Genomic DNA, 16,257 nt, shown 5'->3' with positions numbered 1-16,257 from the left:
ACATCTACGCAATAGCGAATTATCTTACGTAATTATGTATCGGTTGGAGGAGTTCTCCCTGTTGATAGGCTCACGAAATGGCTGACACTCCTGGGCCCCCCGGAGCCGTGCCGGTCGAGAAGGTTCCCGGCCGTCCCCGGCACCGCATGGTCGATCGGGTGGCTTCGATCCTCGAACTCGTAGCCCGGTCCGAAAACGGCCTCACCCTCACCGCTATCGCACGGGCACTCGCCGCGCCCGTCAGTTCGGTCCAGGGCCTGATCAACGGCCTCGTCGCCGTCGGCTACCTCGACGAGCGCGACCGGATCTACACCCTCGGCACCGCACCCTATCTTCTCAACGTCATCGCCGGCCGACCTCCGGTCACCTCGATCAGCCATGATCAGCTCGAGCAGGTCCACGCCGAGACCGGGTTGACCACCACACTGTCCACATCTGTCGGCGACGACCTGTTCTACGTCGATCACGTTTCTTCCGACCCGCATTACGCATACCTGGCAGAAAACCGGGTGCGCCGATCCCTCCTGCGCACCTCTGCAGGATGGCTCTTGCTGGCCGATCGCGATCAACGTGACATCTGGGCGTACCTCAACTCTCGACCACCCACCGACGCCGACTTCGTCGAGCGCTTCCTGCACTCACTCGATGAACTCGAGAACACCGGCGTATGCGTGGCACCCGGTGTGGCCGTTGAACATGCAGACGGGGTATCGGTCGCCCTCAGAGAACGCGGCCGGACCATCGCCACCCTCGGCGTGGTCGGGATACGGGAAACCATCGTCGAACGGCAGGACGAACTCGTCGAGATCTGCCTGCGGTACGCCACCAAGTGGGGCTTTCGCTAACCTGCACCATGGACACTGGCTCCTCGACGAGTAAGTCGACCCTGCTCGACGTCCGTGTCGACCGACGCCGCACCCCATCATCCCCGGCTTACGCAAGAACGGACGAGGGTCGTCGCGGCCACTCGGTAAGCGACCGCATCCGTGAGCAACACGCGACGGTCAGGCGGCCGCCTCTCGGACGAGCGTGACCCTCACATCGCGATCGGACCCGCCTGCTCGATCTCGCCACCTGACCTAACAGATGATCGATTCCCGGTGTGCCGCTCGGTCGCCGGATCCATCGGAGGGCGCGCTTCCACGCGGCGCGACTTCCGGATCGAACGCCGCAGACCGTAGCGGTCGGCAGAATCCTGCAGACGCCTTCGATCACAGCGAAGGAACGTACGTCCGAACATGTCTCGCATCCCCTAGCCGCCATTCACGTTGCTGACATACTCCTGATCTCCGGCCGGCCGCAGGACAACCTCGCGCAAGCACTCCACAACAGCGAGTTCGCTTCGCCCACGTCGTCGCCGCAGCACCGTCTGCAGCATCGGGCGGAACCCAGGTCCCGCATTCGTCGACGTGCCGCCGGCACCGGGCAACCCGGCCTGAGCCCACCCGAGCGTCAACCCCCCCCAACAACGAAGACCCTTTGCCCCGGCTCTGCTCCCCTCGTCTCGAGAAGACATGTGAACCTCACCGCAAATCTCTGATTACTTATTTACGTATTTTTATTTCTAGTTGCGGATTTTTTGAGGCGTCGCTATTGTCGATTCATTCCACCTTCGTGACCCATGCCACATCGCATACGCAACGAGGTCGCAACTCCGACAGGCCGTTTGACTTTCGGAAAGCAAAGTCGGACACAACGCCCCGGATTTCTGCCCGCACCTCAGCCTCGGAAAGGTTTAGACCCATGACATCAACCCATCTACCCGAGCACGCCACGACGGAAACACAGGATTACGACGTCATCGTGGTCGGCGGCGGTTTCGGCGGAATCTATCAACTGCGCAACCTTCGGGACAGAGGGTGCTCCGTAGTTCTACTCGAAGCCAGTGGGGGCTTCGGTGGCGCCTGGAGCCTGAACCGCTACCCAGGCGCACGAGTCGACAGCCATGCGCCCGTCTACCAATTCACCGATGAATACCTTTGGAAGGACTGGAACTTCTCACAGATGTTCCCGGACCACGAGGAGATGCGCAGTTACTTCGCCTATGTCGACTCCAAACTGGACCTGAGCAAGGATTCACGCTTCAACACCAAGGTCGTCAGCGCGACGTTCGACGAGGACGAGCGGATGTGGACTCTCGTCTCACAGAACGATGAGAGCTTCCGCGCACGCTTCGTCGTGTTCGCAACGGGATCGACTACCGAACCCTACATCCCGAATATCCCCGAAATGGACGCCTATCGAGGTGAACTCGTCCACACCGCGCGGTGGCGAGACGATATCGACATGACCGGAAAACGAGTTGCCATCATCGGTACCGGCGCCAGCGCAGTCCAAGTAGTCCAGGAAGCCGGCCCTGTCGTCGAGAAACTCACCGTCTTCCAGCGCACGCCGAACCTCTCGTTGCCCATGCACCAGGAGCACCTCACCGAGGAGAGGCAAGCGGCCCTGAAGGAGGCCATGCCGGATGTGGCGGACAAGTGTCGCGAAACCTTCGCCGCGATCGACTACGAGTTCGATCCCCGAAACGGCGTCGACACATCCGAGGAAGAGCGTCTCGCACTGTTCGAACGTCTGTGGAACCAGGGCGGATTCGCATTCTGGCTCGGGAACTTCTCCGATTATCTCTTCAGCGAAGAAACCAACTCGATGGTCTACGAGTTCTGGAAGAGCAAGATCAAGCCGCAGATCCTCGACCCGGTGAAGGCCGACCTGCTGGTACCTGACGTAGCTCCGCATCCGTTCGGAGCCAAGCGGCCGGCCCTGCACCAGAACTACTACGAGGTGATGAACCAGGAGAACGTCGAACTCGTCTCCATCCAGGAGGCACCGATCACCGGGTTCACAGCAACCGGATTTCGCACATCCGATGGTATCGAGCACGGAGAGTTCGACATCATCGTACTCGCAACCGGATTCAACAATAATACGGGTGCGCTCACTGCAATGGAGGTCCGTAACTCCGCTGGCGTCACCCTTGGTGAGAAGTGGCGCAAGGGCGTCGACGCATACCTCGGCGCATTCACCTCCGGTTTTCCCAACGCCATGTTCGTGTACGGTCCACAGAGCCCCGCCGCCTTTGCGAACGGGTCCACGAACGCGGAGCTTCAAGGTGAGGTCATAGTCGAGTTCCTCGAATTTCTTCGGTCGGAGGGCCTTACCCGGTTCGAATCGACTCCCGAAGCTGACCAGGCCTGGACCGATCACATCAACGGTACCGATGACATGGCGCTGTTCAAGCATGCAAAGTCCTGGTACAACGGCAGCAACATCCCCGGCAAGAAGCCTCAGATGCTTCAGTATCTGAATGGGCTGCCCATGTACCTGGATTTCTGGCACAAGGAAAAGGCGGCAGGATACACCGACGGACTGCGGGTATCGTGAGGTTTCGCTCAATCGGATTCAACCTCGGAAGAAGTGAATAATGCTTGTCATCAACAGCATTGAACGTGAAGTTTTCTTCATCGACGGCCAATGGCGCAAAGCGAGCACCTCCGATCTGGCACCGGTGTTCGAGGCAGCAACCGAGCGCCCCCTGGGTGTTGCTGCGATGGGCGGACCCGAGGAGATCGATGCGGCTGTGCACGCCGCACGGGCCGCACTCCAGAAAGGACCGTGGGGGCGCAGCACCCCTCACGAGCGAGCTGCAGTGATGCGGCGCTTCGCCGACAGCCTCGAGCGTCGAGGAAGATCGACTGCAGAGCTCGTAAGCCGGCAGACCGGAATGATTTCCTCCTTGTCGGTGAGCACAAGCGCAACAGCTCCGGTAGCGATCCTGCGGTCGATGGCAGATCTCATCGAGAAACGCACATTCGAGACACGCCGTCCCAGCAGCATGGGCTCTACCATCGTTCGAGAAGAACCCGTAGGAGTCGTCGGCGCGATCACTGCCTGGAACTATCCGCAGCTCTTGGCCATGGCCAAGATCGGGCCGGCACTGGCCGCAGGATGCACTGTAGTTCTCAAGCCGGCGCCGGAGACGTCACTCGATGCGTATGTACTTGCAGAGGCAGCCGAGGAGGCCGGTCTACCACCTGGCGTCCTCAACATCGTTGCCGGTGGCGTTCATGCAGGCAAAGCTCTTGTAGCCCATCCCGATGTCGACAAGATCGCCTTCACCGGATCTACTGCAGCAGGTCAAGCGATCGGTGAGGTCGCCGGCCGCAGTTTCAAGAGAGTCTCCCTGGAGCTCGGAGGAAAGTCCGCAGCCATTGTGCTCCCCGATGCCGACCTCGACGTCTTTGCCGGAGGCCTCAAAGACGCCGTGCTCAAGAACGGGGGACAGACATGCACCACCAATTCCCGCATCTTGGTTCCCCACGGTAGGTCCAGCGAGATCATTGACGCTCTGGCGTCCTACGTAGACGGATTGGTCATGGGAGACCCACTCGACGAGTCGGTAACCATGGGCCCTATGGTAAGCGAGCAGCATCGGGAGCGGGTGAGAAGTTACATCCGCCTGGGTCAGTCCGAGGGATTCCGAACGATCCGCGGCGGAACCGACTCCCCTGAGCAATGTCCCCGCGGCTGGTTCGTGTCTCCCACCATCTTCGAGGGTGTCGATAATCGCAGTCCGCTGGCACAGGAAGAGATTTTCGGACCTGTCATCTCCGTCATCCCTTATGAGACCGAAGAGGACGCCATCAACATGGCGAACGACACACCATTCGGTTTGGGAGGAGTCGTCTTCACGGAAGACACCGAACACGGCTTGGACGTCGCGTCGCGTATTCGATCCGGAACCGTGGGAGTGAACTACTACTCCCTCGATACCGGCTCCCCGTTCGGTGGCGTGAAGAACAGCGGAGTCGGCCGCGAATTCGGACCCGAGTCCCTGGACTTCTACCTCGAGTACAAGTCGATATACGTCTAGGGTTCGCAACGCCCGCAGACCCTCCATATCGCCCCGACAGTGCGCCCAGCCGGAGACTTCATCCCGATGGAAGGACCGAGTAGCTACACGGGGCATGCCCGTAGCCTTCAGACTCGCTGACTATGGGCAACTACCGGCGGTCGATGCAGTTCAGCGATGGCTGAAGATCGCCGTTCATGCTTTGTCCTTCCCTCCGGAGGCCAGCGACTTCCAACCGCACAGAATGAGCAATCATGCCTGAATCCTCATCTGCCATCCTCCCGGCCGAGACTCGAGAATCCGCATCCGAGACTCTACGTCCGCGGACCGGCGCACTCACCGACATCCGGGTCGTCGATCTTTCGCGGGTGCTGGCCGGCCCGCTGTGTGCGCAAGTGCTTGCCGATCACGGTGCCGACGTGATCAAGGTGGAGCCACCGACTGGTGATGACACACGCAGCTGGGGACCACCTTTCGTCAAGGATGACCACAGTGCCTACTTCGATGGCTTGAACCGCAACAAGCGGAACATCAGTGTGGATCTGCGCACCGAGGCCGGCCAACAACTGCTGCGCACCATGCTTGCCGAAGCCGACGTCGTCATCGAAAACTTCAAGGCAGGCACACTTGCGAAGTGGGGACTTGCCGACGACGTACTCGCCGGTCAATTCCCACAACTCGTGCACTGTCGAATCACCGGGTACGGAGTCGACGGGCCGCTCGGGGGTGCTCCCGGCTACGACGCAATTCTCCAAGCCCTGTCGGGGCTGATGAGCATCAACGGTGAGCCCCACGGTGATGCCATGCGGATCGGGATCCCTCTGGTCGACATCATCACGGGTCTCAACGCTGTGAACGGCATCCTCATGGCACTCCACGTGCGGCACAAGACCGGACGCGGGCAACTCGTGGATCTGGCACTACTCGACAACGCTGTGTCGATCCTGCACCCACACGCCGGCAAGTGGTTTGCCACCGGCGTCGCGCCGGAGCGGACGGGCGTGGCACACCCGACGATCTGTCCCTATGAAACGTTCACCTGCGCCGATGGCCCCTTCTTCATCGGTGCCGGCAACGACCGGCAGTTCCGCGCTCTGGTCGTGGCGCTCGACGCTTCAGACCTGGCCGACGACCCGAGATTCGTCACCAACTCCGACCGGATGGCAAACGCAGCTCAACTGCGCGACATCCTCGGCGGCCTCGTCAAGGCCTGGCAGCGCGAAGCTTTGGCGGCTCAGCTGCGTCGGGCCGGGGTGCCGTCGGGGTCGGTCAACAATGTCGGAGAGGCCCTTTCGCTACCGCAGGTCCGTCACCGCGAGATGGTGGTCGAGTGCGACGGCTACCGAGGTCTCGGCGTACCTGTCAAACTCGCTGGGTCCCCCGGTGCTGTGCGGTTCGGGCCGCGCGACCGTGGCGCCGATACCGATACTGTGCTAACAGAACTCGGACTTCTCGAAGACGATATCGAGCAGCTGCGCGCCGCCGGGGCACTGCCCGAGTAACAGCTCACCTTCACGGCGGATCTTGGCCATGCCTACCAGCAGAGCTGGTTCCATACACAGCTGCCGGCAAGGTCACCGACCGTATGCAAGCCAAATCGTCGTTCGGCCGTTCAACGCCGATCGCGTTCTCTCCGTTTTGTATTCGTCGTCGTTCACCAACAGGTGTTGCAGAATAGGACACTGGTGACCTCATCCCTTCTTCTAGCGTTCTCAAGTGCGCATTCTCCTGAATATCCGCACCGTTTCACATCCCGTATCCCACTCAAGGAGTGACCATGGCCCTGTTCGCTGTTATCTGGTCGTACACCACTGACGCATCCGTCAAAGAGGCCGCCCATGCCGACCACCTGGTCTTCGTCAAGGACGCGGCCGCCAAAGGCGTGCTACAGGAAGCGGGCGCCTGGGCCGACGGAGCCGGCGCCCTGCTCGTGTTCAAGGCGGACAGCGAAGACGACCTGCAGGCCCTGCTCGCCAAGGACCCCTATGTCACGCAGGGTGTTGTCGTCGACCAGAGCATCTACCAGTGGAAGCCCGTCATCGGACCCCTCGTAGGGATCTGAGGACGACCCGGCTGCTCCACCTCGATGGAAAGAAGTTGCAGCATCTCTACATCGAGTTGCAATCAGCACTCTTCCAGTAGCGTCGGCACAAACGACCCGCACAACTTGCATCTGTGCGTTCGCATAGTGAGCGACGGATGCGAAAAGTTCGATCAGCGACATCGCGGAACCATCACATCACCGCCTCGACGGCGCAAGCCTCGACGCCGAACCGATGTGGCGGTCGATGAGTATCGACATTTCGACAATCCGAGGCAATCGTTGACCTTCCCTAGCGGCCTTTTCTGATCAGCCGACTGGGTGGGGTGACACCGTGCGTACGCGATACACCAGCTTCACGCCTTCCTGATCAGTCAATTTCCTTCTCGACCGGTGATGAAAGTGAGCAACACATGTCCGTGAGCAAAGAATCGCTGTTCCTCAACGACCTGTACTCGTCCTGGCTTCGACGGTCCGAAGGTATGGATCTCGCAGGTCAGCGAGACATGTTCGAAGAATGGCATCTTCCCACCATCGAACCCACCGATGTCACGTATGAAGAAGTGACAGCCAACGGTGTGCCGGCAACATGGGCCAAGCCGCTGGGCGCCGCCGAAGACCGGGTGATCGTCTTCACGCACGGCGGCGGATTCGTGACAGGTTCACGCTTTTCCCATCGCAAGCTTGCCGCACACCTCGCCAAGCTGGCAGGAGTTCACGCACTCGTGGTGGACTACCGGCTCGCGCCGGAGGCAAAGCATCCAGCACAGCTCGAAGATTGCATTGCCGTGCACAAGTGGCTCCGTGCGCAGGGCTACAAGGCAGAACATACGGCGACGGTCGGCGACTCGGCAGGCGCACATCTCGCCATCTCGACCGTGTTCGAACTTGCGGGTATGGCACTTCCCATTCCGGCCGCCGTCGTCGCTCTTTCGCCGTGGCTCGATATGGAGATCAAGGGGTTGACGATCGAATCGAACGACGCAGTCGACGTCCTGGCCAAGAGGGCAGTCCTCGAGATGATGCGAGAGAATTTCCTCGCCGATCTCTCGGAAGCAACGGACCCGCGGGCAAACCCGCTGCTCAGGGACTACACAGACTTCCCTCCCGTCTATGTATCGGTCGGCGGCTACGAGACTCTGCTCGACGACTCGCGCCGGGTCGTCGAATTGATCGAAAAGGCAGGGAGCGAAGCCGTGCTCGACGTGGTCGACGAACAGCAGCATGTCTTCCACTTCAACGCGGGACGAGCACCCGAGGCGGATCAGGCCCTGAACCGGATCGCCCAGTGGCTACGGCCGAAGTTGGGGCTCGCCTGAACACCGTGTGTGGGGCGTGCAGCTGAAAGCAAAGCGCGCCGACGAAGGAGGAACGTGTCTCGGCGGCGGTCTGCTTCGACCAGACTGCCGCCGAGTCCGTTCGCATGCCAGTCAGCAGTGCATTATCCGAACCATCGATTGCAGTGAAGATCGGGAAGACACATACATGGAAAATCCAGTTCTCGTAGAACGCGACGGATTCATCGAAACGTGGACGATCAATCGGCCGGCTGAACGTAACCCAGTCTCAGGGATGGATGTCGTCGACGCATTGGTCGCATGCGTGGATGCCGTCAACGCCGATTACGGGGTACGCGCTGTCATTGTCACCGGCGCGGGATCGACCTTCTCCGCCGGCGGCAACGTCAAGGACATGGCGAATCGCCAGGGACTGTTCGGCGGGAAACCTCACGAACAACGCGATGGCTATCGCGCCGGGATACAAAGGATCCCACGAGCGATGTACAACTGCGACGTACCCTTGATTGCAGCGGTGAACGGCCCTGCAATCGGTGCCGGGTGCGATCTTGCCCTCATGTGCGACCTCCGAATCGCCAGCGAAAAAGCGTTCTTTGCTGAGAGCTTCGTCAAGCTGGGCATCATCCCGGGTGACGGGGGTGCGTGGCTGTTGCCGAAAGCGGTCGGTATGGCGCGGGCGGCCGAGATGATCCTCACGGGCGACCGTGTCGACGCAACACAGGCTCTCGAGTGGGGATTGGTCTCGAACGTCGTTCCTCCCGATCAGCTGCTCGACGAAGCTCGCGCACTCGCCAACAGAGTGGCCGCCAATCCTCCGCACTCGGTACGGATGGCAAAAAAACTCCTGCGCGAAGGGCAGCACCAGAGCCTCGACAGCCTCCTCGAACTGTCCGCTGCTCTGCAGGCGCTGGTTCAACAGACCACCGATCACACGAGAGCAGTCAACGCCCTCATGGAGAAGCGAACTGCCGCATTCACCGGCGAGTGACGATGCCTCACGTAGCAAGCTCCTCGATCAGCGGTGCGGACACGTGGACGTTCGGCAAGGCAACCGCATCAGCAGGAACGATGTCGTGAAGTTCGACGAGTCCTCTTCGATCGAGCACTGGTCTACTGACTGTTACCTCAGTACCAGGGCAGGACGAGGAGCATGTTGTTCATCCGCCCGAATTCGGACGTCTCGACCTCCCTGAGTTGCCCGCAGAGGAACCGGACGACCGTGTGCGTGTCTCGTGCACATCCCGCGCTCGAGAATCGTGTGCCGGCGGGCCCGCCACTTCGAGGAGCCAGCAGCTGGACCAGACATGTGCTCCGTGAGGACCTGAGTGCAGCACGCCGGCGGGCACGCGCTGAGCGAGCAACGGGTGGCTGCACTCGCAGCACATGACTGCGGCACAGCCACCGGCCACTCGTACTCAGCGAGCGAACTGTTTGCCGAGGAATTCGACAACCGCGCTGTGCAATTCAGCGCTGCGCGGAACTGCACCGGTCATCCAGTACACGCCATGGACAAGACCGCTATACAGTTCGACCTGGACCGGGACACCCTGCTCGGTCAGCATCCGCCCGTAGTTCAGGCATTCGTCGCGTGTGACCTCGTACTCGTTGACCAACATCAGCGTCGGAGGAAGCCCCGCCAAGCTCTTCGCCTTGGCCGGCGAGGCGTACGGGTTCTCGGCGTCTTCCGGTGTGGCCAGGTACTGCTCCCAGAACCAGCCGATTGCTGCCGCGGTGATCAAATATCCCTCGGCATTCTCCTCCCATGACGGGAAGCGTGCCGTGCCGTCGATAACCGGATAGACCAACACCTGAGCACACAGGGCCGGTGAGCCGGTATCACGTGCCCGAAGGGCGGTGACTGCGGCGAGATTGCCACCGGCACTGTCGCCCATGATGGCGACACGCGTCGCATCACCACCGAAGTCGGCGACGTTGTCGACTACCCAATTCAGAGCAGCGAACGCGTCTTCGGGTGCGGCAGGGAACTTGTGTTCGGGAGCGAGCCGGTAACTCACGGCGGCCACGATGACCCGGGCGTCCGCGGCCAGCGCGCGACAAGGCTGCTCGGTAACGTCGAGGCTGCCCGCAACCCATCCGCCGCCGTGGATATACACCACAACCGGCAGGGGCGTATCGGACTCCGGAATGTACAGACGCACGGCCTGATCACCATCCGGTCCGGGGTAGACCGTGTCGACGACACGAGCAAGATCCGCTTTCGGCGCCTGCAGTTCGCTGAAGGATTCGATGACCTCACGGACTTCAGCGACACTCATCTGCTCGAACGACCTCAGTCCCTGCTCGTTCAACGTATCTATCAACTGCTCGACTACAGGATCGAGTGCCATGGTGATCTCCTTGATGTGATAGGCGGACTGGTCAATCGCCGAGTCGGTGGAGTCACACTACGAGGAGGCCCGAGCGGACGAGTGTCCGAAAACAACACACCTGTCCGTCTGTCCCGGTTCTCGGAGATGTGTGTTGCACAATCGGACACACCGAAGGTCCATCACTGTTCTACCGTCACCCACGTGACCCACAGACGGCCAGAATCTCCCCATCACCGTTCGATGACGGGCCGGCACCGCGAGGGAACCCACCGGAGAACGGGTTCACCCCCGAGGCGCTCTCGAGAAGTGGGTTCCCCTGTACGTCCGCGGACTGCGGGGAGGGATGTTCGGTCGCCGCACGTCATGGTGAGGGCACATCAGCGGCTCTGAAAAACGTGCCGCTCACTTCGGGTGTCGAGCTCGAATTATGCTTCCAGAGAGGGATTATCATGTTGCATCATGTCGTAACATTCAGTTGGAAGAAGGACATCACCGACGAGCAGGTCGAATCGTTCCACAAAGCTCTTGACGCGATATCGGCGAGCATTCCCCAGGTCGTCGAGTTTCGTTACGGAAGGGACCTCGCCCTCAAGCCCGGGATCGGCGACTATGCAATATCTGCGATCTTCGAAGACGTCCCCGCCTTCCGCGCATATCTGGTCCATCCCGATCATGTGCGCCTCGTTGAAGAATTCATTTCGGTGATGTCCGAATCGTACTCGTCGATCCAGTTCGAGTTTGCCTGACGGCAGTGCCGGCCGCACGCGCACGAACGAAGTGCCGGTCGACATGGTCGCTCGTTGCGGAAGGTTGTGATCAATGGTGAACGCTGACGGTGTCGGGGGTGCCCTTCCTGGAGATGCCTTGAGTCGCCCTGTGGCGCTACGTGACGATGCGACCGTGCAGGCGAGGGCATGGCCGGATGCGCGGCTGCTTCGCGTGAACGGTGCCGGTCAGGTTCGTCTCATCGATGGACAACTGCTCCTCGAGTCGGCTGCCGACTATTGTTCCCAACCTCCGACACACGCGGTCTTGTTGGGAGTCGTTGGTACGGTGCATCAATGGGCTGTACGGGACGAGTTTCTCACGGAGGCCCCCATGGAGAGCGTGGGCATCGAGTTCGGTGACCTGCGGTCACACGGAGCGCTTCTCGATGCAGTTGATGCCGAACGGTATCTCACCGCGCAGGCCCTGCTGATGTGGCAGGACGAATCCCACTTCTGCGCCAAGGACGGGGCGCCGATGACGATCACCTCGGGTGGTTGGACGCGCGTGTGCACTGCGTGCGGTCGGGAGGAGTACCCGCGGACCGATCCTGCGATCATTTGTCTGGTACATGACGGGGCGGACCGCGTGCTGTTGGCGCGACACGCGGCGTGGCCGGCGCGGAACTTCTCGACGCTAGCGGGATTCGTCGAGGCCGGCGAGTCGCTCGAAAGCTGTGTGGCGCGGGAGATTGCGGAAGAGGTCGGTCTCGTTGTCTCCGACGTAGCCTACGTCGGAAGTCAGCCATGGCCGTTTCCGCGTTCCCTCATGCTCGGCTTCCATGCCGTCGCCGATCCTCGAGAACCGCTCATCTTCAGTGATGGTGAGATCTGCGAGGCTGTGTGGTGCTCCCGCGCGGAGGTGAAGGAGGCCCTCGCCGCCGGCGACTGGGCTAGTTCGGTCGAAGCGCCCGTGTTGCTGCCGGGGAAGGTCTCGATCGCACGGCGCATGCTCGAGGCATGGGTGCGAACTGCTAGCTGAACGTCCGGATCGATCGCCGCCGACCTGCCATCGTGATACAAGAGTCGCTTGTGGTCGACGATCCGGAGTCGCAAGGCGAGGGCACGCGCTGCGGCAGTCCTGATCTGCATCATGTGCCCTTTTCCTCGGGTGTGTCGGTGCTGAGTCCTGTCAGCCGCTGCCGACAGGACTCCCATCGGCGACGAATGGCCGCTCACCCGGGAGGAGGTGATGCAGCTCAGCGGAATGGCGACGGATACTGGTGTTGTATAACGGAATTAAGTATTATGTTCGTGTCGACAGTATTGTGGTTGCCGGCTGGCGCGGCCCACTTGTCGGCGGTTCACCCCCAACACGTCAGGGTCGTGGCTACACCCCTCCAGGTCCGTCATCGGTTCGGTTTGAACCAAAACTCTGGACAGTCGACGCTCTCGCTCGGCCGATCCACGTCGTGTTCGTGTGATGGCGTTTGATCAGCCTCGCCTACATCGTGACCGCATCACCGATGCTCGCGCCCGTCTCGTCTACGGCGACGTGCTCGAAGGCAATGCTCTCGGTTCCATGATTGCCCCATCGACGCAGTCGATGTCCATCGGGGATCAGGGCAGTGAGCCCCGTCGAACGGATGCTTGGGCTACTGGGGGACCCAGTAGCCCAAGCGTGTCCGTCTCGTCAGTCGGTCTCGTAGGTGTCGTAACCGTTGGACTTGATCTCTTCCCAACGAGCAAAGTACTGAGGGACTCCTCCTGAGTAGTTGAGCATCTGCGCCGGCTTACCGGGCACGTTTGCACCCCAGTACCACGAACGTGCCTTCGTGAACATCGAGTTCACGAAAAGCTCGTCGACGTGTGCGCGCCACTGCTTCTCGGACTCTTCGGTGTTCTCGAACCGTGTCGCCCCTTTCCCGCGCAGGTACTCGAGGAACTCGACGACGATCTCGCCTTGGTACTCGGCAGATGTCGGGCCGTTGCAGAACCCGGACGGGCTCTGAGGTCCGTACAGGAACATCATGTTCGGGAATCCGCGGGTTGACAGGCCCAGACACGTGTCGACACCGGACTTCCACTTGTCCTGAATCGTCAGGCCGTCGACGCCGGTGATATCGATAGCCATGATCCCACCACGGTTGTTGTCGAACCCTGTTGCCAGTACGAGGAGGTCGCATTCGATGACACCGTCGTCGGTTTCGACACCATGCGGCAGCACCCGTCGAATCGGCGTGACGTTGGAGTCGATGACATCGACATTGTCCTGATTGATGACATCGAAGTAGTCCTGTTCGAGGGAGGGACGCTTGACGCCGTAGGGGTGCGGAGGCGTCTCCGGTGCGACGATTGCCGCCTTCTTGGGGTCGGTGACCCGTTCGAGGACCTTGCCACGCCAGAAGTCGTAGAACGTACGGTTGGCCTCCTCATCTACAAGGATGTCCTGGAAGTTTCCGAGCCACATCTCGAAACCACCTTCTGCCCACATCTTCTCGTAGATCGCGTCGCGCTCTTCCTTACTCAGGTCGGTGGCGTTCTGCGGAATGAAATCGAAGTCGAAGCCGGCAAACGCCTTGTAGCGCGTAGCAAACCGCTCGGGAAGTCCCTTCCGGAAGTGCTCGTTGTCGTCATGGGTGAGTTTGCGTTGCTGCATCGGAAGTGCCAGATTCGGGGTGCGTTGGAACACGGTGACGTGTTCGGCCACATGACCTGCCTCCTGGACGACCTGCACACCGCTGGCGCCGGTACCGATGACGACAACTTTGCGGCCACTCATATCCACGCCCTCTTGAGGCCAGCGCGCAGTGTGGTAGCACTCACCGGCGAAGGAATCGAGCCCTTCGAGATTCGGATACAGCGGCTTGGCGCCGAATCCTGTGGCAACAATGACCTGCCGTGCCTTCTGGATCTTGCCGTCGGCGGACCGTACGGTCCACTGACGGGTTTCCTCGTCCCACGTGCATGCTTCGGCGAAAGTGTCGAACACGACGTCGCGGGTGAGGTCGAGCTGTGAGTCGACGTAGTTGAAGTACTCACGAACCCCTTGGTGGCCCGGATACAGTTCGGTGAAGTCGTACTTCTTCCACAGGTCCTTGTACGAGAACTGGTAGATCTGCCCGGTGCTGTCGGTACGGGCTCCGGGATAGCAGTTCCACCACCAGATTCCGCCCAATCCACCCGCGGCGTCCCAGACATTGACGGTGAAACCGAGATCGCGCAGTCGGTCCAATGCGTACAGGCCGGAGAATCCTCCCCCGATGATCAGAACATCGAGTACGTCATTGTTCGAGTGCGAGCCGCTGCGGGTCGCTGTGGCGACCTGGGATTCGGTCATGTGGTCCTCCTGGAGATTTCCCGGGACGGGTGCTTCCGCCCGGACATCTACGACGGTAGAAGCGAACATGTGATGTGAAGTGTCCGAAATCGAGTCAAGACATTTCAATACGGCACACGTATTGATAAGCAGCGCAAACTAATTCGCTTACCATGCGGCATTCGAACCTTCTGCACTCACGACAGAACGATCGGTACACGACGCCGAGATCAGAAGCCCAGATCGCGACCGATCAGTTCTTTCATGATTTCGTTCGATCCCGCCCAGATCTTCGTGACCCGGGCATCCCGCCAGGCTCGTGCCACTCGGTACTCGTTCATGTAGCCGTATCCCCCGTGCAGTTGCACACAATGATCGAGGATCCGGTTCTGGATCTCGGCAGTCCACCACTTGGCCTTGGCTGCATCGATCGGTGTCAACGTCCCCTCCGAGTGGGCTTCGATGCAGCGGTCGACGTACGCCTGTGTCACGTCGAGCTGTGTCACGAGTTCGGCAAGCAAGAACTTGTTGTGCTGGAACGTTCCGATGGACTGCCCGAATGCCTTTCGTTCTCGGCAGTAGTTGATCGTCTCGAGCAGAATCTGCGCAGCGTGCGCGAGATTGGCAATGGCGCATCCGAGTCGTTCCTGGGGCAGGAAGGACATCATGTGGATGAATCCTCGATCGAGCTCGCCGATCACGTCGTCATCGGTGACGCGCACCCGGTCGAGGAAGAGTTCAGCGGTGTCTGCTTCGTCCTGTCCGACCTTGTCGAGTTTGCGGCCACGCTCGAATCCGGGCAAGGAGGTGTCCACGCCGAAGAGGGTAATTCCCTTGGCCTTCTTCGATGGAGAGGTACGTGCCGGAATGATCACCAGGTCTGCAGAGTAACCGTTGGTGATGAATGTCTTGGCACCCGAGAGCAACCACCCTTTGCCGTCCCGCACTGCGGTGGTCTTCAGTGCGGCCAGATCCGATCCCCCACCGGGTTCGGTCATTCCGATGGCGGTGAGCACGTCCCCGGAACACAGTCCTGGGAGCCACCTCGCCTTCTGTTCGTCGGTGGTCAGGTGCACCAGGTACGGCGCCACGACGTCACAGTGAATACTCACGCTCGACGCCAACGCGGCATTCATCTTGGCCAATTCCTCGATGAGAACCGCATTGAAGCGATAATCCCCTGCCGCGACGCCTGAATATCGTTCGGGTACTTCGAGTCCCAACAGGTCATGCTTACCCGCGGCAAGCCAGAACTCTCGCGGCAATGCCCTGTTGGCACGAACGTCGGCGGCCAGGGGCTCGAACCATCGAGCGAGAAACTCGCGGACAGAGTGTCGGTAAGCCTCGTGATCATCGCCGTACACCGTTCGCTTCATGATGGGTCATCCTTCGGATCGGGTGGACGTCACCGTCCAGACGGACGATGTGAGGAGGCAAGGAGTGATTGCCTACCCCATATCATCGTCTCGTTCACCGGCCGTTGGAGATGTCCCGTTATGCGACATAGTGTTTCAGGGGTCAGGAACCGAATGTTTCGTTTTCCAGGCCCAGCGCGCGGATCTTGCGGTAGAGGGTCGAGCGGGCCACACCGAGCCGGTGGGCGGCGAGGGATTTGTTGCCGTCGGACTCGTCGAGGGCGCGGACGATCGCTTCGCGTTCGGTGCGTTCGAGCGAGGTCAACCGGCGGCCGGCGCCGAGGGCGCGGTAGTCGGC

General features: G+C 60.7%; 13 protein-coding genes. 9 read left to right on the top strand and 4 right to left on the bottom strand.

The genetic code is table 11. The features are described 5' to 3' along the window. The first annotated feature begins 146 nt into the window (after positions 1–146). The 7 genes from K3M35_RS23140 to K3M35_RS23110 all read left to right on the top strand — a co-directional run bounded on the left by K3M35_RS23140 (position 147) and on the right by K3M35_RS23110 (position 9,179). On the top strand, positions 147–845 hold the full coding sequence (locus K3M35_RS23140) for a helix-turn-helix domain-containing protein (RefSeq protein ID WP_085989293.1): 699 nt from the start codon (positions 147–149) through the stop codon (positions 843–845). An 898-nt stretch (positions 846–1,743) separates the two neighbouring features. Next, positions 1,744–3,384 (top strand): NAD(P)/FAD-dependent oxidoreductase, encoded by a 1,641-nt coding sequence (locus K3M35_RS23135; RefSeq protein ID WP_039957842.1) that lies wholly within the window; start codon positions 1,744–1,746, stop codon positions 3,382–3,384. Positions 3,385–3,424: 40 nt separating this feature from the next. Continuing rightward, entirely contained in the window at positions 3,425–4,873 is a 1,449-nt protein-coding gene (locus tag K3M35_RS23130) for an aldehyde dehydrogenase (protein WP_220667045.1), read from the top strand. A 233-nt stretch (positions 4,874–5,106) separates the two neighbouring features. Next, positions 5,107–6,354, top strand: coding sequence for a CaiB/BaiF CoA-transferase family protein (locus tag K3M35_RS23125; protein WP_006550550.1), 1,248 nt, complete (start codon positions 5,107–5,109; stop codon positions 6,352–6,354). Between the two features lie 275 nt (positions 6,355–6,629). Then, positions 6,630–6,914, top strand: a complete 285-nt coding sequence (locus tag K3M35_RS23120) for a YciI family protein (protein ID WP_006550551.1) — start codon at positions 6,630–6,632, stop codon at positions 6,912–6,914. A 392-nt stretch (positions 6,915–7,306) separates the two neighbouring features. Continuing rightward, a complete protein-coding gene (locus K3M35_RS23115; RefSeq protein WP_006550552.1) occupies positions 7,307–8,212 on the top strand; it encodes an alpha/beta hydrolase in 906 nt (301 codons plus the stop codon). A 166-nt stretch (positions 8,213–8,378) separates the two neighbouring features. Further along, positions 8,379–9,179: a crotonase/enoyl-CoA hydratase family protein gene (locus tag K3M35_RS23110; RefSeq protein ID WP_024102269.1), complete on the top strand. Its 801-nt coding sequence runs from the start codon at positions 8,379–8,381 to the stop codon at positions 9,177–9,179. A 427-nt stretch (positions 9,180–9,606) separates the two neighbouring features. On the opposite strand, the gene K3M35_RS23105 is transcribed toward K3M35_RS23110, so the two are convergent. Further along, positions 9,607–10,539 (bottom strand): alpha/beta hydrolase, encoded by a 933-nt coding sequence (locus K3M35_RS23105; RefSeq protein ID WP_220667044.1) that lies wholly within the window; start codon positions 10,537–10,539, stop codon positions 9,607–9,609. A gap of 431 nt (positions 10,540–10,970) precedes the next feature. Between K3M35_RS23105 and K3M35_RS23100 the strand changes: the two genes are divergently transcribed. Together K3M35_RS23100 and nudC are read left to right on the top strand one after the other, a co-directional pair. Next, positions 10,971–11,267 carry a Dabb family protein gene (locus K3M35_RS23100; protein ID WP_039584518.1) on the top strand — a complete coding sequence of 99 codons (297 nt, stop codon included), beginning with the start codon at positions 10,971–10,973 and terminating at the stop codon, positions 11,265–11,267. A gap of 73 nt (positions 11,268–11,340) precedes the next feature. Next, positions 11,341–12,267 (top strand): NAD(+) diphosphatase, encoded by a 927-nt coding sequence (gene nudC / locus K3M35_RS23095; RefSeq protein ID WP_220667043.1) that lies wholly within the window; start codon positions 11,341–11,343, stop codon positions 12,265–12,267. Positions 12,268–12,918: 651 nt separating this feature from the next. Here nudC and K3M35_RS23090 read toward each other — a convergent pair. From K3M35_RS23090 to K3M35_RS23080, 3 genes are all read right to left on the bottom strand, one after another. Further along, positions 12,919–14,565 carry an NAD(P)/FAD-dependent oxidoreductase gene (locus K3M35_RS23090; RefSeq protein ID WP_220667042.1) on the bottom strand — a complete coding sequence of 549 codons (1,647 nt, stop codon included), beginning with the start codon at positions 14,563–14,565 and terminating at the stop codon, positions 12,919–12,921. Between the two features lie 209 nt (positions 14,566–14,774). Next, positions 14,775–15,920: an acyl-CoA dehydrogenase family protein gene (locus K3M35_RS23085; protein WP_220667041.1), complete on the bottom strand. Its 1,146-nt coding sequence runs from the start codon at positions 15,918–15,920 to the stop codon at positions 14,775–14,777. A gap of 142 nt (positions 15,921–16,062) precedes the next feature. Next, positions 16,063–16,257 (bottom strand): helix-turn-helix domain-containing protein (locus K3M35_RS23080; protein WP_308257110.1); only part of this gene is annotated, 195 nt, incomplete at its 5' end.

It is taken from the genome of Rhodococcus sp. DMU2021 (genome assembly GCF_019641445.1).
Taxonomy (GTDB): domain Bacteria; phylum Actinomycetota; class Actinomycetes; order Mycobacteriales; family Mycobacteriaceae; genus Rhodococcus; species Rhodococcus pyridinivorans.
The sequence above is the reverse complement of the archived record's forward strand: the minus strand, read 5'-3'. Positions and strand labels throughout refer to the sequence as shown.

Coding starts and splice junctions, on each gene's coding strand:
- K3M35_RS23140 (WP_085989293.1), top strand. CDS start 147: ATGGTCGATCGGGTGGCTTCGATCCTCGAACTCGTAGCCCGGTCCGAA.
- K3M35_RS23135 (WP_039957842.1), top strand. CDS start 1,744: ATGACATCAACCCATCTACCCGAGCACGCCACGACGGAAACACAGGAT.
- K3M35_RS23130 (WP_220667045.1), top strand. CDS start 3,425: ATGCTTGTCATCAACAGCATTGAACGTGAAGTTTTCTTCATCGACGGC.
- K3M35_RS23125 (WP_006550550.1), top strand. CDS start 5,107: ATGCCTGAATCCTCATCTGCCATCCTCCCGGCCGAGACTCGAGAATCC.
- K3M35_RS23120 (WP_006550551.1), top strand. CDS start 6,630: ATGGCCCTGTTCGCTGTTATCTGGTCGTACACCACTGACGCATCCGTC.
- K3M35_RS23115 (WP_006550552.1), top strand. CDS start 7,307: ATGTCCGTGAGCAAAGAATCGCTGTTCCTCAACGACCTGTACTCGTCC.
- K3M35_RS23110 (WP_024102269.1), top strand. CDS start 8,379: ATGGAAAATCCAGTTCTCGTAGAACGCGACGGATTCATCGAAACGTGG.
- K3M35_RS23105 (WP_220667044.1), bottom strand. CDS start 10,539: ATGGCACTCGATCCTGTAGTCGAGCAGTTGATAGATACGTTGAACGAG.
- K3M35_RS23100 (WP_039584518.1), top strand. CDS start 10,971: ATGTTGCATCATGTCGTAACATTCAGTTGGAAGAAGGACATCACCGAC.
- nudC (WP_220667043.1), top strand. CDS start 11,341: ATGGTGAACGCTGACGGTGTCGGGGGTGCCCTTCCTGGAGATGCCTTG.
- K3M35_RS23090 (WP_220667042.1), bottom strand. CDS start 14,565: ATGACCGAATCCCAGGTCGCCACAGCGACCCGCAGCGGCTCGCACTCG.
- K3M35_RS23085 (WP_220667041.1), bottom strand. CDS start 15,920: ATGAAGCGAACGGTGTACGGCGATGATCACGAGGCTTACCGACACTCT.